The sequence below is a fragment of the Hydrogenophaga sp. H7 genome (genome assembly GCF_002025745.1).
Lineage (GTDB): Bacteria > Pseudomonadota > Gammaproteobacteria > Burkholderiales > Burkholderiaceae_C > Hydrogenophaga > Hydrogenophaga pseudoflava.
In genome coordinates, this window is the sequence record NZ_MCIC01000012.1 from 476,641 (window position 1) to 496,709 (window position 20,069).

The 20,069-nt window shown below is 65.0% G+C and carries 20 protein-coding genes; 10 read left to right on the forward strand and 10 right to left on the reverse strand.

What is annotated here, in order from left to right:
* The first annotated feature begins 300 nt into the window (after positions 1-300).
* Positions 301-1,245 (forward strand): ArdC family protein, encoded by a 945-nt coding sequence (locus BC358_RS08770; protein WP_079365514.1) that lies wholly within the window; start codon positions 301-303, stop codon positions 1,243-1,245.
* A 136-nt stretch (positions 1,246-1,381) separates the two neighbouring features.
* Here the strand turns inward: BC358_RS08770 and BC358_RS08775 are convergent, their stop codons facing one another.
* The 3 genes from BC358_RS08775 to BC358_RS08785 are packed head-to-tail and all read right to left on the reverse strand — an operon-like array spanning position 1,382 to position 3,362.
* Positions 1,382-1,957, reverse strand: coding sequence for a hypothetical protein (locus BC358_RS08775; RefSeq protein ID WP_143434231.1), 576 nt, complete (start codon positions 1,955-1,957; stop codon positions 1,382-1,384).
* A complete protein-coding gene (locus tag BC358_RS22090; RefSeq protein WP_079365516.1) occupies positions 1,954-2,679 on the reverse strand; it encodes a hypothetical protein in 726 nt (241 codons plus the stop codon). The genes BC358_RS08775 and BC358_RS22090 overlap by 4 nt, the downstream gene beginning before the upstream one ends.
* Complete coding sequence (locus BC358_RS08785) at positions 2,676-3,362, reverse strand: hypothetical protein (protein WP_079365517.1); 687 nt, start codon at positions 3,360-3,362, stop codon at positions 2,676-2,678. The genes BC358_RS22090 and BC358_RS08785 overlap by 4 nt, the downstream gene beginning before the upstream one ends.
* A gap of 98 nt (positions 3,363-3,460) precedes the next feature.
* On the opposite strand from BC358_RS08785, the gene BC358_RS22185 reads away from it, so the two are divergent.
* Entirely contained in the window at positions 3,461-4,795 is a 1,335-nt protein-coding gene (locus BC358_RS22185; protein WP_218669479.1) for an ankyrin repeat domain-containing protein, read from the forward strand.
* Here the strand turns inward: BC358_RS22185 and BC358_RS08795 are convergent.
* Both BC358_RS08795 and BC358_RS08800 read right to left on the reverse strand, forming a co-directional pair.
* Complete coding sequence (locus BC358_RS08795; RefSeq protein WP_079365518.1) at positions 4,792-5,016, reverse strand: hypothetical protein; 225 nt, start codon at positions 5,014-5,016, stop codon at positions 4,792-4,794. The genes BC358_RS22185 and BC358_RS08795 overlap by 4 nt on opposite strands.
* An 80-nt stretch (positions 5,017-5,096) precedes the next feature.
* Positions 5,097-6,620 (reverse strand): type IV secretory system conjugative DNA transfer family protein, encoded by a 1,524-nt coding sequence (locus BC358_RS08800; RefSeq protein ID WP_218669480.1) that lies wholly within the window; start codon positions 6,618-6,620, stop codon positions 5,097-5,099.
* Between the two features lie 532 nt (positions 6,621-7,152).
* On the opposite strand from BC358_RS08800, the gene BC358_RS08805 reads away from it, so the two are divergent.
* The 3 genes from BC358_RS08805 to BC358_RS08815 all read left to right on the forward strand — a co-directional run bounded on the left by BC358_RS08805 (position 7,153) and on the right by BC358_RS08815 (position 9,557).
* On the forward strand, positions 7,153-7,485 hold the full coding sequence (locus BC358_RS08805; RefSeq protein WP_218669481.1) for a hypothetical protein: 333 nt from the start codon (positions 7,153-7,155) through the stop codon (positions 7,483-7,485).
* Complete coding sequence (locus BC358_RS08810; RefSeq protein WP_079365519.1) at positions 7,482-9,122, forward strand: relaxase/mobilization nuclease domain-containing protein; 1,641 nt, start codon at positions 7,482-7,484, stop codon at positions 9,120-9,122. Before BC358_RS08805 ends, BC358_RS08810 begins: the two co-directional genes overlap by 4 nt.
* A gap of 63 nt (positions 9,123-9,185) precedes the next feature.
* The gene (locus BC358_RS08815; RefSeq protein ID WP_079365520.1) at positions 9,186-9,557 is read left to right on the forward strand and encodes an H-NS histone family protein; all 372 of its coding nucleotides are present in this window, start codon (positions 9,186-9,188) and stop codon (positions 9,555-9,557) included.
* Between the two features lie 13 nt (positions 9,558-9,570).
* Here the strand turns inward: BC358_RS08815 and BC358_RS08820 are convergent, their stop codons facing one another.
* Genes BC358_RS08820 through BC358_RS08830 form a run of 3 tightly spaced genes read right to left on the reverse strand, consistent with a single transcriptional unit; the run spans position 9,571 to position 12,669 of the window.
* Positions 9,571-11,052, reverse strand: coding sequence for a HEPN domain-containing protein (locus BC358_RS08820; RefSeq protein ID WP_079365521.1), 1,482 nt, complete (start codon positions 11,050-11,052; stop codon positions 9,571-9,573).
* 5 nt (positions 11,053-11,057) lie between these two features.
* On the reverse strand, positions 11,058-12,338 hold the full coding sequence (locus tag BC358_RS08825) for a type II toxin-antitoxin system HipA family toxin (protein ID WP_079365522.1): 1,281 nt from the start codon (positions 12,336-12,338) through the stop codon (positions 11,058-11,060).
* Positions 12,328-12,669, reverse strand: coding sequence for a helix-turn-helix transcriptional regulator (locus BC358_RS08830; protein WP_079365523.1), 342 nt, complete (start codon positions 12,667-12,669; stop codon positions 12,328-12,330). The genes BC358_RS08825 and BC358_RS08830 overlap by 11 nt, the downstream gene beginning before the upstream one ends.
* 255 nt (positions 12,670-12,924) lie before the next feature.
* On the opposite strand from BC358_RS08830, the gene BC358_RS08835 reads away from it, so the two are divergent.
* Positions 12,925-14,550, forward strand: coding sequence for a peptide chain release factor 3 (locus BC358_RS08835; RefSeq protein ID WP_079365524.1), 1,626 nt, complete (start codon positions 12,925-12,927; stop codon positions 14,548-14,550).
* On the opposite strand, the gene purN is transcribed toward BC358_RS08835, so the two are convergent.
* Positions 14,551-15,129 (reverse strand): phosphoribosylglycinamide formyltransferase, encoded by a 579-nt coding sequence (gene purN / locus BC358_RS08840; RefSeq protein ID WP_079365525.1) that lies wholly within the window; start codon positions 15,127-15,129, stop codon positions 14,551-14,553.
* A 48-nt stretch (positions 15,130-15,177) separates the two neighbouring features.
* On the opposite strand from purN, the gene BC358_RS08845 reads away from it, so the two are divergent.
* The 3 genes from BC358_RS08845 (at position 15,178) to BC358_RS08855 (ending at position 18,235) form a co-directional block, all read left to right on the forward strand.
* Positions 15,178-15,849, forward strand: coding sequence for a YceH family protein (locus BC358_RS08845; RefSeq protein ID WP_079365526.1), 672 nt, complete (start codon positions 15,178-15,180; stop codon positions 15,847-15,849).
* A gap of 78 nt (positions 15,850-15,927) precedes the next feature.
* Positions 15,928-17,109 (forward strand): acyl-CoA dehydrogenase family protein, encoded by a 1,182-nt coding sequence (locus BC358_RS08850; RefSeq protein WP_066153215.1) that lies wholly within the window; start codon positions 15,928-15,930, stop codon positions 17,107-17,109.
* Between the two features lie 10 nt (positions 17,110-17,119).
* A complete protein-coding gene (locus BC358_RS08855) occupies positions 17,120-18,235 on the forward strand; it encodes an acyl-CoA dehydrogenase family protein (RefSeq protein WP_079365527.1) in 1,116 nt (371 codons plus the stop codon).
* Between the two features lie 48 nt (positions 18,236-18,283).
* On the opposite strand, the gene BC358_RS08860 is transcribed toward BC358_RS08855, so the two are convergent.
* Positions 18,284-18,841 carry an HNH endonuclease gene (locus tag BC358_RS08860; protein WP_079365528.1) on the reverse strand — a complete coding sequence of 186 codons (558 nt, stop codon included), beginning with the start codon at positions 18,839-18,841 and terminating at the stop codon, positions 18,284-18,286.
* Positions 18,842-18,980: 139 nt separating this feature from the next.
* Here BC358_RS08860 and BC358_RS08865 point away from each other — a divergent pair, with 139 nt between their 5' ends.
* Complete coding sequence (locus tag BC358_RS08865) at positions 18,981-20,048, forward strand: bifunctional riboflavin kinase/FAD synthetase (RefSeq protein WP_079365529.1); 1,068 nt, start codon at positions 18,981-18,983, stop codon at positions 20,046-20,048.
* The last annotated feature ends 21 nt before the right edge of the window (positions 20,049-20,069 follow it).

Genomic DNA, 20,069 nt, shown 5'->3' on the forward strand with positions numbered 1-20,069 from the left:
GCTCATGGCCCGCCGTCTGGCGACGGCGATCACGTCGTTGCCATCAGCCGTGCGCCTGGTCGCTTCGCTCCTCATGGGCTAAGGGACCAGCCCCTCGCGTCAGTCAAGGGTGAAGCCTCCCGCTGGTCGGCCCGCCTGGCCGGTGTCCCCAACCTTCCTTCGCTTCGCTCCGTGCAGGCCGGGTGATCCCCCTCCGGCCCTACAGCCCTTGCCCTTTGCTACCCCCGGCCTCGCCGACGGGCGTCGGGTGCATGCGCACCTGCTGCGCAGCACCCCGAAAGCCCTAAAGGAGCAAAGACCATGAGCAAGCAAGCGAAGACCACCAGCACGAACAGCCAACAACCCCGCGCGGATGTCTACACCCGCGTCACCGATCGCATCGTCGCCGACCTTGAAAAGGGTGTGCGTACATGGATGAAGCCTTGGAACAGTGAGCACGCCCTCGCGCGTCTGCCTTCACTTCCCTTGCGCCACAACGGCACGCCCTACCGTGGCGTCAATGTCCTGCTGCTGTGGGGCGAGATGGTCGAGAAGGGCTACGAAAACCCCCTGTGGATGACCTACAAGCAAGCGGAGAGCATGGGCGCGAACGTCCGCAAGGGTGAGCGTGGTTCCCTCGTCGTCTACGCCGACACCTTCAGCAAGACGGAAGAGAACGAGAAGGGCGAAGAGACTGAAGTTTCCATCCCCTTCATGAAGGGCTACACCGTCTTCAACGTGGCACAGATCGAAGGTCTGCCCGATCACTACTACCACCCCACCGCGCCCCGCGACCATGGCCGCACCGTTGAGCTGATCGAGGAGGCCGAGGAGTTCTTCGCCAACACCGGGGCGGCCTTCCGCCATGGGGGAGGGCGTGCTTTCTATGCGCCCTCGGCTGACTTCATCCAGCTTCCCCCCGTCGAAGCGTTCCGTGATGCAGAGGCCTACACGGCGACCAAAGCGCACGAGCTGGTGCACTGGACCGGCAACGAGAAGCGCATGGCGCGTGAGTTCGGCAAGCGCTTCGGAGACAAGGCCTATGCATTCGAGGAGCTGGTGGCGGAACTGGGTTCAGCCTTCCTGTGTGCTGATCTTGCGATCACGCCCGAAGTCCGCGAGGACCATGCCGCGTATCTGGGCCACTGGCTCGATGTGCTGAAGGACGACAAGCGCGCGATCTTCACCGCAGCAGCCCACGCGCAGCGCGCGCTTGATTTCCTGCACGGGTTGCAGAAGGCCGAGGCCGAGCCGCTCGCGGCCTGAGTTCAATCAATCAAGCCATACCGGGGTGCATACCTCGGTATGCGCGCTTTCGCGCTTGCGGCCCTCGCTGGCGCGACCCCCGCACCCCACCCGTGTGGAGATCAAATGTCGCGACACATCCTCCCAGCCTACTCACTCACTTCAGGCGCGGGGGCTTGGGCGCGCCCAACCGTAGCGCATCCGCGCTCGGCGAGGGCAGCCGCTCAGAGATCGGCTTGCTGCTGACCGGGCTGCGCGTGGGCTCGACGCCTCCCACAGTCTTCGACTCGACCAGCGTCCCGCGCGCGCCGCAGGACTCGCGGCACGCGAAGATGTCAGCCGTGCCGGGATAGCGACGGGTCCGACCGCCGCAGACCGTGGTGTCGCATCGATCGCACGCGATATGGTGACTTTCATTGGCGCAGTAGGGGCAGCGCCAACCCGTGTGGTCGATCTCACTTGAAGGCAGCGTCCGGCTGCGCGATGCACTCGTGCTGCCGCCCGAATCACCTTCGCCATCCTTGTAGATGCCCGTGAGGATGAACGGGCGTGCGGGGTCTGTGCGCTCGTAAGCGACGCTGAATCCCTTGTCATGGATCGCGCAGGCGCAGCGTGTCACGAACCGCTCGGGGCGACCTGTCGCCGCCCGAAACGCGCCCACCTTGCGCGCGAAGTCGTTCTTCAGGTCATCTACGGTAGCCGGAGTCTTCGGTTCCCAGATCGTGAGCTTCATGTCCATCCTTTCCTAGTCTTGATGAGATCGCGCGCCGCATTGATGGCCGCCGCGCGCTGCGCGTTGCCGCCCCGGTCGGGGTGGGCTGCGCTGATCAGGGCGCGATAGCGCACGTTGAGGAACTGGGGGGTGAACTCACCCGATTCCGGTACGCCCATCAGGCGGCATGCGGCAGCGAAGGCCAGCCGCTTCGGATCAGGAGGAGGTGGCGGCGAGGGGCGAGGCCGTGGCGGATCACGCTTCGGCGGCGGCTTTGCGCGCGGCGCTTCGTCGAAAGGCGGCTCCTGCCGCTCTTCTTCGCGCGGCTTGCCGCCGCGCGCGAAGGCTTCGAGGAAGTCCTCGAAGCGCGGAAACTGATCGCGGTACTCCTCTTCCCAGAGCAGGCGCAGCTTCTCGCGCTGCCGCATCGATTCAAACCACAGGGCAATCGGTGCGAACGCACGCGCGCACAGGCGCGCCGCCGCGCGTCCGCAGACACGCGCCGTGGTCAGCAGCGCTGCTGCCAGGACGACTCCGCTGCCGAGCACCAGCCTGATCAGCAGATCGGATAGCCAGACAGTCAGGCGCTGCGCGCCCTTCCACGCCGCGACACTGACAACCTCCGCGACGATGAGCGCGGCGCGGAGCGCGGCTACCCCGACGATCAAGCCCAATCCCAGCAGCGCGAGCGTGAGCAGAATGCGCAGCCACTCCGGCACCCACGGATACATGGCGGCGCTCATGCCACGTCTCCCGGTGCCTCGGCCCACTCATCGCGCGGCTGCTCGGGTACACCCTTGCCAATCTTGACCGCAGCGTTGAGCTGACCGTCGAGATACTGCAGGCGGGCCAGCACGGCGGCAGCTTCCTGCGGCCCGTAGACAGTCAGCAGGTCGTAGCGATGCCCGCCCAGGTCGAAGACGATATGGAACGAGTCCGCGTAGTAGTACGAACCGCGCGAGACCTGGCGATCGATGCTTGCTGCCTGGCGCGCGACCTCGTTGTCGCGTTGCTCCCAAACGGCGCGATCGTGAAGCTGATGCTTGAAGCGGTGCCCGCGCCGGGGGAACCACAAGCAGGCCTTGCGCCGCCGCACGCCCACCCGTTCGGTTGTCAGCTCGATGAGAGTCGTCTGGCGGAAGAGGCCAGGGACGTAGCGCAGCAGCAGCGCGTTGCCCGCGTAGAACACGGCCAGCGCTACCGCCAACTGCAGTGCAAAGTGTGCCGGGCTGAAGACCTGCCACAGCGCGTAGGCGCATCCGATGAAGAGCGCAGCTCGCAACAGCTCCGCGCACCCATCGGCAGTACGCGCGCGCTCCGGCGTGAGCACATGCGCGCTCACACGGAAGCCGGGCAGGCCGTCCGGCGTCGTGTACTCAACCGTCGGCGGCCAGGCCGAGAGCGGCTTGATGAGGGTGTCCGACATAAGCGCCTCCTAGTCTCAACAGCGTCAAGACAAGGCTAGGCCGCGTCAGCTCAGGACTTCCACGCGCATTCCTCGTGATGATGGGAAGATTCAGGGCTATGAACTTCACCGCATGGCAGATCGACCGCCTGCGCCGGGGCCTGAACGCCTACCGGCTGATGAAGGCAACCGGCAGCGCGCCGCTGCCGTGGAAGACCGTGCTTGACCACATCCTGCGTTCCGAGCACACGCGTCACAAGGTGCCTAAAGACGGCGCGAAGGAAGGAGCCTTCAGGCAGGAGGCCCTGCGCCGTTTCGGCACCGGTCAGGAAACGCTGCAGCCGGACAAGCTGGAGGATGTGCGGAAGTTTCTTGTCGCGAAGCGTGTTCTTCGGCCCGACGAGCTTGATCAGATTGACGACTTCAGGGAGGCAATCACACTGCAGAGCGTCCTGGGTTCGCGGACCCTTCAGGGCGACCTCATCCTGTCGAACTTGGAGTCAGGCTATCGCACCGTGAACGTCGGCAGCTTTGAAGAGGAGCATATCGAGCTTCGCTTCCTGGCCGAACCTGCGGACAACCTCGTGCCCGTCGAAGAGCGCGTCCGCCATGTGTTGACGCACTACGATCGCCAGACGAAGGACCGCGAGAAGCTGGGTATCACCACCAGGCGCGGCTATGCCTTCATGTCGTCGCCTGCCGCCACGCTGCACATCTTCGTGCGCGGTGGCGACCTTGATGACCACGTGCACTATGTCAGTGTCGGTGACGCACTCGGAACGCAGCCGGGCCTGTTCCTTCCGCGCCTCTTGAGGTCGCGGCCTATCGCGCGCATCAGCCACCGGGATGCCGCGAACTCCGCCGAGGCGCTGAAGCGTGCCGGACTTTCCGGCTTCCTGCCGCAGCCTCTTGAGGAAGAGCAGATTCAGCGCGTCATGGCGGCGTTCAATATCGTTTCGTTCACCCTCGCGGAGCGTTCCCACCCTCTACGCATTCCGGGGCCGTCGCCTGTCGCTGTAGCAGCGACGGAAGCGCGGCCAGAGGCTTCTAGCCCCTCACGCGAGATTGAACCGGCTGACGAAGCCGCGGGGACTTCGCGCTTCACGCGCTGGTTGAACGGCACACGTCTTCGAGAGATGGTGCAGGCGATGGCCGCCGACGAGGCAGCCTCTCTACTGGCCGAGGGTGCCGATGTCAACGTCGCAGATGACCATGGCATGACGGCTTTGCACCACGCAGCCGTACGAGGTGCGCGGCCTTGCATCCGCCTCCTTGTTGGGTCGGGGCAGTGCGACTATCTGATCCGCGACAAACAGGGTCGCTACCCGTTTGAACTCGCGATCGAGTGGGCGCGGGACTATGCCGTCGCGCGCCTGCTGATGAAGAAGCAGGTGCAGCAAGCCCATAGGCAAGGCGTTCCTGCCTATGTTCCGCGTGCTGCAGCCCAGCCCTAGAAGTTGGGCTTCTGAGTCCACAGGCCCTTCGCGAGCGCTGTCTCCGCCAGCTCTTGCTTGCGCCAGTACTCCTGGCTTTCGCGCGTGAAGGGCTCGCCTTCTTCGTTGAGCGTCCCAATGTAGAAGCCCGCCGCACTCTTGCAGACCTGCAGCGGGAATGCTTTGCCCGCTGCTGCCGCCAGCATGCCTTTCGGCGGCAGGGTCGATCCTGGTTCCGTCATGACAACCACCTCCCTGACGGTTCTTTCTCTTTAAGGATCGCCCGACTCTGCTTAAGGTCGCGTAAACGCGGCGGCCACAACTACAGATAGGGTGCGAGCGGCCCCTCTTTGTCGTAGTACACGACGCGCTGGATCATCATCGGGTGGTGTCCCGCCCACATGATGAGCTGCCGCTTGAGCCGGTCGTCGCGCGAGAACTGCCGCGAGACCTCACCGGGCGTGAGCAGATCGAAGAGTTCGATCGACTCTGAGCGCCCGGAAAGCCCTTTGGCCGATTGATCCTGCGCGACTTCGCCGACGCGTGCCATCTCCACCTGCGTCCGGTCGAGACGCTTCGAGATGTACTCGGTTGTTGTGAGATCGTTGTTGCCAAAGAACTGCACGACGCCAGCGTTTCCGGCAAAGGTCTCCCACCGGTCGCCATAAAGTGACTTGCCCTGGCTCCAGTCCTGCAGGACGATCCACAGCTTGACGCCGAACGACGCGATGAGTCCCGCCGCCGTCTCAAGCTGCTTCATGTAGCCCAGCACCGGGAACTCATCGAGGCAGACCAGCACGGGTGCCGCAGTCCGGGTGTGCTCTCTTTCCATCGCATCGAGCAGTTGATTGACGAAGATGCGCATCCACCGCTTCGAGATGTCAGCCCGCGTCGCCGGGAAGCACAGATAGACGCTCACACCTTCAGGCTTTGCTTTCAGGTCCGAGAGCTTGAAATCGCTGCTGCGCAGCACCTTCTTCAAGGCCGTGAAGTCAAGGAACTGCGTGTGACGATCGACCGTCGATTGCACACTTGATAGTTCCTTGTCGGCCTTGCTGTAGAAGCCCTCCGCCGCCCCGGTGACGAACTCCCCGAGGTCTTCTGTCTCCGGGTCGGCTTCGAGCCGGTCAGCATTGCGGACCAGCTCGAAATACAGCACCGGCTTATCGCCCTTCGCGGCATCGTCCTGCACCCAGAGCGCGCGCTTCAAGAGCTTCCGCACCGTGACCAGATCGCGCCTACCTTCATAGTCGGGCGCCGTCGCCACGTGGACGATGACGCCTGCGATGAAACTCTGTGCGCAGTCGTCGAAGTGGGGGTCTTTGTCGTTCCCGGCGCGCACCACCATCGCTTCGGCGATGAGGGCTGCGTCTTCGAGGAGCGTCGGGCTATCGAGCGTCAGCACATCCATCGGGTTGTATGACGCCTTCCATGCGGAGATAGCCGGTCCAGCTACGCCGAACGGGTCGAGCACGTGCACGCGCTGACCGAGGCGGGCGCGACGGGCTGCCGTGAGCACCGCGAGTTCGCCCTTGGGATCGGTTGCCAGCACGCTGCCCCGGTAAAACATCAGATTGCTGATGAGGCCGACTGACTTTCCCGACCGTGACCCTGCCACGGTCATCATGTGCCGGTCGTCTTCAAGGCCCAGGAGCTTCGCGCCCAGCATCCCGATCAGCACCTTGGCACCGGGGTTGCGCGGGTCATAGCTCAGTGCCGTGCTGCTCGCTATGTCAGTGAGCTTCATCCACCGGGCTTGCGGCGGGCGTTGCTGCGAGAGAAACCGCATCGCATCGCCGCGCGCTACGTCCTTCATGAAGTCCTTGAAGAATGCGTCCTTGTCCATGAGGGCCTCCTTGGTTAGTACCGCTACATGGTGGCCTTGAAAACGTACGTCCTTCCACGCGCTTTCCTCGCGTTCACGGACGTGCTACATCGACAACAGAGACTCGCGGGGCTTCGCTCTCCCGCGTCAATGCTTCCTTTACCAGTCGCGCCGTAGACTGGGATAAGGAGCCCATGCGACCGTAGGGAGCACAAGGTGTGCGTGGTAGTACCACGCCCACCTTGCCAGGGGGACCGTCCCGTCCCCCGTGGACCCCCTCGGGGCAACGTTTCGCCGTTGCACCGACGACCAGGAGCCTTCGTGCTCCGTGGACCATGAGCAAAGGGCTTTCGCGCCCCTTGCATCCACGACCAGGCGGCCTTCGTGCCCCTGGACCCAGACCGGTGTTTCGGCACCGGCTTCGACCAAAGCGGAGATGTCGGCTCTCCCTTTGGAAGCCCATCGACCCTTGCGCGGGACGAAAGAGCGCGGGGCATGCCGCGCGGGGAACGCGCGAGGAAGGTTGGCGTGCCGACCGCCTACGGTGCACAGCATGGCTCGGAAGAAGCGCGCACCACCGATCTCCTATCGCCCGCCCGCAAAGTTGCGGGACGAGTTCGCTGCGCGCGTGCGCGACTCTGGCCTCTCCGTCAGCGGCTTCATCACCCGCGCTGTCTTCGCCGGGGTAGCCCCACGCGCCCGGCCAAAGCCTTCGCTTGACCGCGCCGCAGCAGCAACGCTCTTGGCACAAGCCGCTGCCATCGCCGACAGGCTTGGCACTTTGCCGCAGGGCTCGCAGGAGGGCGATGAAGTCGTGCAGGCTTGCCGCGAAGAGCTTCTGCTGATCCGCACCTTTCTCATGCAGCTTGCCGGGAGGGAGCCGTGATCCCTTTTGCCTCGCAGCGCGGTGGCGGCCAGGACCTCGCCACGCACCTGATGAACGAGTACGACAACGAGGTTGCGGTGCTCGCACAACTGCGCGGCTCAATAGCCTCGGACCTGCACGGCGCGTTCAAGGAATGGCAGGTACAGGCAGAGGACCTGACGCGCTGCGCCAAGTACCTCTACAGCCTCTCGATCAACCCCGATCCCAAGCAGGGGCCGCTCACGCTCGATCAGTACATGGACTACATCGCGCGCACCGAGGAAGCCCTGGGGCTCACGAACCAGCCGCGCGCCATCGTCTTCCACGAGAAGTACGGGCGCGAACACTGCCATGTCGTGTGGTCGCGCATCGACGCCGTGCACGGAAAAGCCGTGCATCTCGCCTTCGATCACGAGAAGCTGATGCGTGTCACGCGGGCCTTTGCCCGCGAGCATGGCCTGCGCCTGCCGCCGGGCTACGAGAAGTCACCCGAGAAAGGGCAAGAAAGCCTCTACGACCGCGAGAAGCAGCGCCAGACCGGCCTTACGAAAGAAGATCACATGCGCGCGGTGACGCGTGCGTGGCAGCAAAGCGATACCGCCGCAGCCTTTGTGCGGGCGCTGAGCGAGCAGGGCTACCTCCTCGCCACCGGAAACCGCCCCTACGTCCTTGTCGATCTCTATGGTGGCACACATGCGCTTGCGCGCCTGATCGACGACAAGGCAGTCAAGACCGCCGACCTGCGGAAGTTCCTCGACAAGGACTTTCCGCCGGAAAGCCTGCCCAGTGTTGATGAAGCCATCGCGCTCGTAGAGGGACACCGTGCCGCCATCGAACGCGAGGCCGGGCAGGATCAGAAAGCGACCGCCGTCGCGAGCCTGCGCCAGTCGCAGCAAGCGCGGCGTGCTGCGCTGATGCTGGAACGTACAGCGCTCGAAGCGCGTCAGCAGGCAAACCGCGCCGCGCTCGCTATCGGTCAGCGCGGGGTTCGGGATGCGCTCAGACACGTCTATCTGAACAAGCGGGAGCGGCTCACCGTTGCGCGGCGCGAAAACCGCCCGACCGGACTTGCTGCTTTCCTTGGTCGCATCACCGGCGTTGAAGCTTTGCGCACGCTGCTGCACCGGCGACAGGACGCCAAAGCCCTGAAGGCGTATGCGGCTGAGCGTCTACAGCTCCGTGTGTCTCAGACGCGCGCGCATCTTCATCAAGAACAGCAGCACCAGGCAGAGCTTGTTGAACAGGGGCGACGCGAGAAGTCGCTCACGCGCATCGAGAGGCGGGAGATCGCAGCCTTGCTGCGGGACCTGCGTGCCAGTGCTCGCTCGCTCGCACGTGGGGATCGCGACGGCCAGATGCCCTCGCTAGAGGCCATCGCCTGCCGGGATCGGGTTACCCGCACGCGCAAGAAGGTCCTCACGCCGACACATCGTGCCGGTGAGGCGAAAGCAGAGTTTGAGAGCGCCGTCACGCGTTCGCCGACAGAGCTTCCGAACCTGCTTGCGGCGTTTGAGCGCGCGACGCAAGCGCGCCGCGCGCGCGAAAGCGGCGACGACAAGCGTCCCGCCCTCGATCGCATGGCGCGGCCATCCATCGATCTTGATCGCGCGGGCCCTTCACCGGAGCCCGGTCGCGATCCCGGCCAGAGCCGCGACTGACCAGGACTTTCAAGACCGTTTCCTCAACCGGGCTTCACGCCCTTTTCATCAAGGAGCTTTGCGATGGAGAACCATCTCAACAACGCCAGCCAGGGAGCAGGCACGCCCACGCTCGATCGCCGGATCGCCGACCTACGGCATGAGCTTCAGCTTCTGGAAGCGGAACAGCGCGCGCAGGAACGTCAGCACCGTGCCGATGTCCTGAGCGCGATGCGGGAACTGCTGCTCCTGCACGGCTTCAAGCCGGGTGAGCTGGCAGCCGCACGGCCCGCCAGAAGCGCGGGGAAGGCAGTGGAGAAGAGCGGCGGTAAGGCCAGCGGGGATCGGACCCTCGCGCCGCTCTACCGCGACCCCGCCACTGGGGCTACGTGGTCCGGCCGCGGGACAGAACCGGCATGGATCAAAGGGCGTGACCGGACGGCTTTCAGGGCATAGAGCTTTTGGCCGCTTAGGTCAGAAGCTTCTTCAGCTCGGCGAGCCGCTCCGCGTAGTTCACGCGATATCGACCGAACGGATGGGACATCGTTGTCCCATCCTTCATCCACTCGGCAATGTCCCAGCCTGCTTCGATCAAGTCTGCGGCGGCAAAGACAAACTCCAGCGTGTCGGCGAAGAAGCTAGGCTGATCAACGTGGGTGCCGTAGTCAAACCTGCCCGGTGTGCCGTGAACATAGAAGTTGCGACAATCTACGGCTTGGTCAGTGACCGTTTCTAAATCGGGGAAGCGTGCGCCCACCCTGTCTGTGATTAGCTTGACCCGGCTGCGAATTTTTCGTTTGAGTGCAGGCTTACCGATACGTCCCAGCGCGTTGAGGACGCTATCCCGTTCGGGACTTAAAGGCAGGCCCTTGAAAGCTTTGCGCGCCTCGTCCCGCGCGTTCTCCAACTCTGGCGACATTGGTACGACTGCTGGACAAGCGGTGGCAGGCATGATGTCAAACATATTGGCTGCCCCGACCAGTCGGTCAGTGTCGTAGCGGTTCTGGTGTGCCGATGCCGTCGCGTACCGCGCCCGTGCGTTGCGCCATTCGTCATGGCGTTCAAGCCAACGGGCAAGGACGTGCGCGAACTTGTCGGGATATCTTCCTGCCTGGAGCGGTAGGTCGGCAGGGTGTGGCTTCCGGGACTCATCGTCAATGTTCCGGCGCGGTGGCAGACACCAGTACGCGTCGAGCATCTTGGGGTGCTCCTCAGCCGCGCTCGCGGCGAGGCGAAAGCTCAGCTCGACGATGTTTTGAGGCCGCCCCGCGATCACTTCCACGAACCGCAGCGTGTCGATGACATCGCCGATGGCCTCGTCCACTGTTTGTGCTGTGAGGAAGACGATATTCACACGTATCGTGTTCCGAACGTGGATGCCCTCAGGTCCGGGAAAGGCGTAGGAGATGCCATGCGTCGCAGACACCTTTCCGAGCACGGTATCAACGGCAAAGATGTCGTGCTTGCCGGTGAAGTAGAAGAGATGCGGGTGCTCGCCGATTTCAATCGTCCGTCCCCGTTCCTGATTCTCCTCCGCGATCCGCTCCATGTGCGGGCGAGCATCTAAGACTTGGCCGAAGGCGTCGAAGTCATAGAAGATCGACGACGCATCATCGACAGCAAAGCTCACTTCCGTGATCTTGCGGTCAGCGCCAGTGATGTGCTCCTCGCCAAAGAGGGCGAAGTGCGGGAAGACGCTGGAAAAGTGGTAGTGCTCTTCGCCTCTGGTACCACTGCCCGGCCCGGACATGGTGATGCAACCGATCAACGAGACCTTCGAGCGGTCGTGAAACGTCCCGGCGATGTCCTCACTCGCATGCGTGTCAAAGAACGAACTGGAAAACAGATCAAGCGAAGTTCCACCGCGCTTGAGCGAAAGTTCGCCGGTCACATCGATGCCGGACGAGAGCCTGAAGGAGCCTGACTTTCGGAAGTCCTTGAATTTTTCCATTGCAGTCACCCTCGCTCCGGCGTGCCAAAGCCGGGGTAGACGAACGCAGATGCGATGCGGTCGCAGTCGCGTTCGGACACACCGGCGCTGCGCGCGATGCCGTACCAGGAGCCACGCACCTGTGCCTCCATCGCTTCGATGAGCGCGCGCGCTTCGTCCGCGTCGAGCAGGAAGCGCGCGCTCTGTGAAAGCAGGTTTTCTGCATTCGCAAACCGTCCGGCATCGCCGCACTCCATCGCGAGATCACGCCGTTCCATGCTGACCGGTACTGCAGGGGTAAGGTCATAGGCGGGCGACAGGTCCCAGTCCGCCGCGCGCGCGAGCACGGCATGGTTGCGCGGGTGATCATCGACGTTGGAGATCAGCGCGTTGAAACACATCCGGCGGAATAGTTCGGACGTGTTTTGTCTCGGCTCCGCACAGACGCGCCGCAGCTCTTCTGCCAGCAGGACGTATGACCACTTGTCGCGGGACTGGTAGGTGTCCTCCGCGCGCAACAGGGTCAGTGCACTGACCATGCGGGCGCGCCGATAACCCGCATCGGTCTTTTCGCGATCGAAGCGCTTCACCAGAAGCACGTCGCGCCCTGCAACATCGACAACCCGGCTTTCGGCGGTGTGGAGACCGCATGCCCGCGCTAGGGTCAGCATGGCGTGTTCAACACGTGCGTTGTTCCAGGCGTCGTCGGGCCTGTTGAACTTCGCAATCCAGAGGCCGTCATCGTCTTCGACCACGGCCTTGGGGCGTGCGCCCCCCATGGATGTGCCGATCACCATCAGCTTCTCGACCTGATCGTGATCAGCATCAGCGACGGTGGGCTTATCCTCGTCGGCTACGATGGCATCAGCGATGGCCTGCACTGTTGCAAGATCGAGCGTCCGGTTGAAAGTGCGCTTGGGCGCGGGTGGTATCTGGTTGAGCCCGAAACCGAGCGCACCCGCACGGTCATCGGGTGAATACAGCAGGTAGTTCATCTCACTGGGCTGCGCAGTGCCGAGATGGCGCTGGATCACGCGGCGGCCCCAGTAGTCCGGGCTCGCATCGCGCAAGGCACCGAAGACGCCGCCCATCGACGCAGTCGCATAGGTACGCGGTGCGAGCTTCAGCTCGACCGGGTCAAGCGCTACGGCATTGGGGCGCTCAAGGTAGCTGCGCCCGTAGACGAACCGCCCTTCGGGAACGCCCCGGCGGTCAACGGTGAGCGCAAAGCGCCCTGCGGTGACAGGCTCGGTTTCTCCGGGCAGCGTGATGTAGACGAAGCACTCGCCCGGTGCTTCAGAAGTCATTGCTCAGCTCCGTCTTCGGACGGGCGCGGCCTCGCTCGCGCGTGAGCGCCAGGGTCTGGCCTTCTTCATCGCGCTCAGGTGCGGCCACATCAGCCACCTGATGCAGCAGATCAAGCGCCCATAGCATCGCCGCATAGACAGCGATGCCCGTCGAAGGCTTGCCGCGCTCGGCATCGGCGACGGCGCGCTCACCGGTGCCGATCTTCTCGGCCATGTCTGCGATGGTGAGGTTCCTTCGGAGGCGGGCCGTGCGCAGGTTCGCCCCCAGCCGTTTGAGCGTCTGCTCGACGGGATAGGGTGGGGCAGTCAGAAGTTTGTTCCGGGCGGTCATGGGCTCACCAAGGCTTGTGGCGTCTCTCCCTCTACCAGTACCATGCGGGCTCCGGGGGGTCAAGAAAAAAGCTCTCAAGGGCAGTTTAACTGCTTTAATACGCTCTCAAGAGCATTTCTTGAGGCCGTCATGCTAGAATCTTGCCTGTCAAAAGGGGCCAAAGGCCCTTTGGGGCAACAGAGGCCGATGTGCGCAGCGCTATGGGCACCTTGGGGAATGCGTACATAGCTGTGTACATAACGGGGTTCTTGGGTGATGTCGAACGAGCAAATTGCCAATGAAGTCAAGCGGCGACGCACGTTTGCCATCATTTCGCACCCCGACGCGGGTAAGACCACCCTGACCGAGAAGCTGCTGCTGTTCTCGGGCGCCATCAACATCGCCGGCTCGGTCAAGGCGCGCAAGGCCGCGCGCCACGCCACCTCCGACTGGATGGAGATCGAAAAGCAGCGCGGCATTTCCGTCGCCTCGTCCGTGATGCAGATGGAGTACCGCGACTGCGTCATCAACCTGCTGGACACCCCGGGCCACCAGGACTTCTCGGAAGACACCTACCGCGTGCTCACCGCGGTGGACGCCGCACTGATGGTGATCGACGCCGGCAACGGCGTGGAACCGCAGACCCGCCGCCTGCTGCAGGTCTGCCGCGCGCGCAACACGCCCATCCTCACCTTCGTCAACAAGATGGACCGCGAGGTAAAGGCCCCGTTGGACCTGATGGATGAGATCGAACGCGAGCTGGGCATGACGGTCGTCCCCTTCACCTGGCCGGTCGGCATGGGCAAGACCTTCCGCGGCGTGTACGACCGCCGCGAAGACCAGATGCGCGTGTTCGCCGCCGGTGAAGACCGCCGCGGCGGCGACGAGGAAGTGCTGGCCGGCCTGGACAACGCCGAGAGCGCCCGCCGTTTTGGCATGGAATGGAGCGCCGCCAAGGATGAGCTAGAGCTGGTCGAGGGCGCCTCACCCGCCTTCGACAAACAGGCCTTTCTCGACGGTCATCAGACGCCCATGCTGTTCGGCTCGGCCGTCAACAACTTCGGTGTGCGCGAGGTGCTGGATGCGCTGGTCGACCTGGCCCCGTCCCCGGGCGCCAAGGCCGCGATCCAGCGCACGGTGGAGCCGACCGAGCCCAAGTTCACCGGCGTGGTGTTCAAGATCCAGGCCAACATGGACCCGGCGCATCGTGACCGCATCGCCTTCGTGCGCTGCGCCAGCGGCCACTTCGAGCGTGGCATGCGCCTGAAGGTGGTGCGCAGCGGCAAGGAACTGCGGCCCAACACCGTGGTCAGCTTCCTGTCGCAGCGCCGCGAGCTGCTGGACGAGGCCTTTGCCGGCGACATCATCGGCATACCGAACCACGGCGTGCTGCAGCTGGGCGACACCCTGACTGAGGGAGAGGCCCTGCAGTTCACCGGCCTGCCCTTCTTCGCGCCGGAAATCATCCGCAGCGTGGAAGTGGCCGACCCGCTCAAGACCAAGCAGCTGCGCGCCGGCCTGACCCAGCTGGGCGAAGAAGGCGCGATCCAGGTGTTCCGGCCGATCGCCGGCACGGTGCTGCTGCTGGGCGCTGTCGGTCAGCTGCAGTTCGAAGTGGTGGCCCACCGGCTGGAGCACGAGTACGGCGTCAAGGCCCGCATCACGGGCAGCAACTACAACGTGACGCGCTGGGTGACCTGCGCACCCGAGGACGGCGGCGAACAGGAGCTCAAACGCTTCATGGACGCCAACGCCCACCGCGTGGCGCTGGACGCCGTGGATGCCCCCACCGTGCTGCTGGACCACATGGCAACGCTGCGCGCGGTCGAGGCCAACTGGCCCAAGATCAGGTTCCACGCCATGCGCGAGCACGCAGGCCTGGTGTTCCACAAGTCGATGTGATCAGCTGATCAGCCGCTCGACCACCCGCGGATAGATCAGGTGTTCCTGCGTGAGCACGCGGGCGGCGAGGGTCTGGGCGGTGTCGCCCGGCAGGATGGGCACCACCGCCTGGTCCAGGTACTCACCGTGGTCCAGCTCGGCCGTCACGCGGTGCACGGTGCAGCCGCCGAACCGGCAGCCGGCGTCGATGGCGCGCTGGTGGGTGTGCAGGCCAGGGAAAGCCGGCAGCAGGCTGGGGTGGATGTTGACCAGCCGGCCGTCATAGTGCTGCACAAAACCGGGCGTGAGGATGCGCATGAAACCCGCCAGCACCACCAGCGCCGGCTGGTGGCGGTCGATTTCGGCCATGAGCGCCGCGTCGAAGGCCTCGCGCGAGGCGTAGGCCTTGTGGTCGAAACTGGCCGTCGGGATGTGGTGTTCGCGGGCCCAGGCCAGCCCACCGGCCTCGGCCTTGTTGCTGATGACGGCCGCCACCTGGGCACCAAAGCGCTCACGCCAGCGGCCCTTTTGGGCCGCCTGGACGATGGCGGCCATGTTGGAGCCGCTGCCTGAGATGAGAATGACGATGTTCTTGTTCACGACCCGATGTACCGACCGATTCAGCGCCCGCTGGGGCCGCCAAGTGTAATGAACCACGATTTCCGCACCCGCCCCCTGTCGCCAGTCGAAGCCCGCGTGCTGGCCACCCTGATGGAAAAGGCCCGCACCGTGCCCGACAGCTACCCGCTCTCGCTCAACAGCCTGCACGGCGGCTGCAACCAGAAGACCGCACGGGAACCGGTGATGAGCCTCAGCGAGGCCCAGATCAGCGACGCCATCGATGTGCTGCGCGACTACAGCATGGTCATCGAGTCCAGCGGCTCGCGCGTGCCGCGCTATGAACACAACTTCCCGCGCGCGGCCGGCGTGCCGGACCAGTCGGCCACCTTGCTGGGCCTGCTGATGCTGCGCGGCCCGCAGACGGCGGGCGAACTGCGCATCAACGCCGACCGCTGGTACAAGTTTCTGGACATCGCCTCGGTGGAGGGCTTCTTGGAAGAAATGCAGGACCGCAGCGACGAGAAGGGTGGCCCGCTGGTCGTCAAGCTGCCGCGCGCGCCCGGTGCCCGCGAGCAACGCTGGACGCACCTGCTGTGTGGCCCGGTGGACATGTCGGCCCCGGCGGTACCCGAAAGCTCACCCGGCGACAGTGCCCTGGCGGAGCGCGTCGCCACTCTAGAAGCCACGGTGGCGACCCTCCAGGCCCAGCTGGCCGACCTTCGGGACCAGCTGGGTTTGTCGCAGCCCGGACAGCCATAAAACGAACGGTCGTGCGAAACTTCGTGGATCGGGCCGCCGCCCCCGGCGACCAACGATCACCCGACCACGGAGACAAGCATGGATTTGGCATTCACGCCGCAAGAGCTGGCGTTCCGCGACGAGATTCGCGGCTGGGTCAAGGACAACCTGCCCGCCGACATCGCCCACAAGGTCCACAACGCGCTGCGCCTCTCGCGCGACGACATGCAGCGCTGGGCCAAGATCCTCGGCAAGAAGGGCTGGCTGGGCTACGGCTGGCCCAAGGAGTTCGGCGGCCCGGGCTGGACCGCCGTGCAGAAGCACCTGTTCGAAGAAGAATGCGCCCTGGCCGGCGCGCCGCGCATCGTGCCCTTCGGCCCGGTGATGGTGGCGCCGGTGATCATGGCGTTCGGCAACAAGGAACAGCAGGAACGTTTCCTGCCCGGCATTGCCAGCGGTGAAGTGTGGTGGAGCCAGGGCTACAGCGAACCCGGCTCGGGCTCGGACCTGGCCTCGGTCAAGACCCGCGCCGAGCGCCAGGGTGACCACTACCTGGTCAACGGCCAGAAGACCTGGACCACGCTGGGCCAATACGGCGAGTGGATCTTCTGCCTCGTGCGCACCAGCACCGAAGGCAAACCGCAGACCGGCATCAGTTTCCTGCTGGTGGACATGAAGTCGCCCGGCGTGACGGTGCGCCCGATCAAGCTGCTGGACGGTGAGTGCGAGGTCAACGAGGTCTTCTTCGACAACGTCAAGGTGCCGGTGGAGAACCTGATCGGCGAAGAGAACAAGGGCTGGACCTACGCCAAGCACCTGCTCTCGCACGAACGCACCAACATCGCCGACGTCAACCGCGCCAAACGCGAGCTGGAACGCCTCAAACGCATCGCCAAAGCCGAAGGCATGTGGGACGACCTGCGCTTCCGCGACCAGATTGCGCTGCTGGAAGTGGACATCGTGGCGCTGGAGATGCTGGTGCTGCGCGTGCTGTCGGCCGAGAAATCGGGCAAGCAGTCGCTGGACATCGCCGGCCTGCTCAAGATCAAGGGCAGCGAGATCCAGCAGCGCTACGCGGAGCTGATGATGCTGGCCGCCGGCCCGTTCAGCCTGCCCTTCATCGAGGAAGCCATGGAGGCCGGCTGGCAGGGCAACTTCCCGGGCGGGGTGGTGGCCAACGCACCGCTCGCGTCGACCTACTTCAACATGCGCAAGACCACCATCTATGGTGGCTCCAACGAAGTGCAGCGCAACATCGTCGCCCAGACGGTCCTCGGCTAAGGAGACAGACATGGATTTCGATTTCAGCGACGACCAGGAACAGTTGCGCGACGCGGTTCGCAAGTGGGTGGACAAGGGCTACGACTTCGAGCGCCGGCGGGCCATCGTGAAGGCCGGCGGCTTTGACCGCGCGGCCTACAGCGAACTGGCCGAACTCGGGCTGGGCGGCCTGTACATCAGCGAAGCCGACGGAGGCCTGGGCATGGGACCGGTCGAAGGCATGGTGGTTATGGAGGAGCTGGGCCGCGGCATCGTGCTTGAACCGTTGGCGCAGACCTTGGTCACCAGCGGCGTGATCGGCGCCTACGGTGGCGCCGAGGTGAAGGCGGCCTGGCTGCCGAAGATCGCAGCGGGCGAGGCCCTGGTGGTGCTGGCGCAGCAGGAGCGCGGTGCGCGCTACCAGCTCGACCTCTGCAAGACCACCGCCGCGCAGGCGGGCAGCGGCTGGACCCTCAGCGGCACCAAAAGCGTGGTGCCCGCGGGCGACCACGCCGACGCCTTCCTCGTGCCGGCCATGGCCAACGGCCAGATCGCACTCTTCCTGGTCGAGCGCAACGCCGATGGCGTGTCCACTCAAGGGTATGGCACCCAAGATGGCGGCCGTGCGGCCGAGGTGAGCTTGCAGAACGCCGCGGCCACGCTGGTCACGGCGGATGGCCTGGCCGCGCTGGAACACGCGGTGGACATCGGCATCGCCTGCGTCTGCGCCGAGGCGGTGGGCGTGATGGACAAGACGGTGGCCGTGACGGCCGAGTACCTGAACACACGCAAACAGTTCGGCGTCGCCATCGGCACCTTCCAGGCCCTGCGCCACCGCATGGCCGACATGAAGATGCAGCTGGAGCTGGCGCGTTCGATGAGCTACTACGCCAGCCTCAAGCTCAATGCCTCGGCGGACGAACGCCGCCGCGCGCTCTCGCGCGCCAAGGTGCAGCTGGGGCAATCGATGCGCTATGTGGGCCAGCAGGCGGTGCAGCTGCACGGCGGCATCGGCGTGACCGACGAGTACATCGTCAGCCACTACTTCAAGAAACTCACGCAGCTGGAAATGACCTACGGCGACACCTTGCACCACCTGGGCGAGGTGTCGGCGCGGATGGAGGATTCGGCGGGTGTGTTCGCCTGATCGCCTCGGACGCCTCACCAAAAGCCCCGCCAAGCGGGGCTTTTTCATTCAGGCATGCAACCTGGAGGTCTTGGGCAGGTGCGACATCAGGAACTCCATCTGGTCCGCCAGGATGCGGCGGTTGCGCAGGATGAAGTCTTCCCAGAGGCTGGGCACGTAGGGGGCGTACAGCAGCGGCATGTTCGCCTGCTCGGGGGTGCGGTTGCCCTTGCGGTGGTTGCAGGACCTGCAGGCCGTGACCACGTTCATCCAGATGTCGCGGCCGTTCTGGGCCATGGGCAGGATGTGCTCGCGCGTCAGTTCGTCCTCGTGGAACTGGTGGCCACAGTAGCCGCAGAGGCAGCGGTCGCGGGCGAACAGCTTGGCATTGGTCAGGGTGGGCCGCAGCTCGAAGGGGTTGATGTTGGGAACACCCTTGGTGCCGATGATCGAGTTGACAGTGATGATCGACTGGCGCCCGGTGACCGCGTTGTGCCCGCCATGGAACACCGCGACCTCGGCGCCCATTTCCCAGCGCACCTCGTCCGCGGCGTAGTGCAGCACGGCTTCCTCCAGGCTGATCCACGATTGCGGCAGCCCCTGGGCAGACAGCTTCAAGACCTTCAAGACCTGGCTCCTTCAACGGAAACTGAAGAGGCCAGCCGCACCGTCACCTGCGGCTGGTGCGCCCACAGGCCGGTGCCCGCGGGGCTGTGTCAATATAGCGTGCTTTTGTGACGCCCTCGCGAACCCCGCGCAATCCCTCATGAAAATCCTCCGCGGCCTCTGGAACCGCCCCCTCCCCGCGACCCAGGGTTGTGCGCTCACCATCGGCAACTTCGACGGTGTGCACCGTGGCCACCAGGCCATGCTGGCGCTGCTGCAGAACGAGGCGCGCCACCGGGGCGTGCCCACCTGCGCGATGACTTTCGAGCCCCACCCGCGCGACTTCTTCGCCGCGGTGCACCGCAAACCCGAGCTGGCGCCCGCCCGCATCGCCACCCTGCGCGACAAGCTGGAAGAACTGGAACGCTGCGGCGTGGACCAGTGCGTGGTGCTGCCGTTCAACCAGCGCCTGGCTTCGCTGCCGCCACAGGCCTTCATCGAGGACATCCTGGTGCACGCGCTGGGGGTCAAGTACGTGCTGGTGGGCGACGATTTCCGCTTCGGTGCCCAGCGGGCCGGTGACTATCGCCTCCTCGACGCCGCCGGGTCGGCCATGGGTTTCGATGTGGCGCGCATGCAGAGCTACGAGGTGCACGGCACCCGTGTCAGCAGTTCGGCGGTGCGCGAGGCCCTGGCGGCCGGCGACATGGAGCGCACCGCCGCCCTGCTGGGCCGGCCCTACGCCATCAGCGGCCACGTGGTCCATGGGCGCAAGCTGGGCCGCCAGCTGGCCGAGTCGGCCCCTGGGCGCAGCGACGGCTTCCGCACGCTGAACCTGCGCTTCTCGCACTGGAAACCCGCCGCCAGCGGCATCTTCGCGGTCCATGTGCACGGCCTCACGCCGCCCGGAGAGCCCCTCGCGGGCGTGGCCAACCTGGGCGTGCGCCCCTCGCTGGACCCGAACGACGTCAACGGCGGCCGCGTGCTGCTGGAAACCCATTGCCTGGACTGGCCCGACGGGCTCTCGGCCGCCCTGCCCGGCGGAGAGGCCTACGGTAAAATCATCCGGGTGGAACTGCTGCACAAACTGCACGACGAGCTGAAATACGACAGCCTGGACGCCCTGACCCAAGGGATCGCCAAGGACTGCGACGACGCTCGCACGTTTTTTGCCTCGCTGCACGCCCAGACGCGCCGCCAGACCACGCGCGACCGAATTCAAGGCTGACCGCCGTCCGGTCGCCGCCCC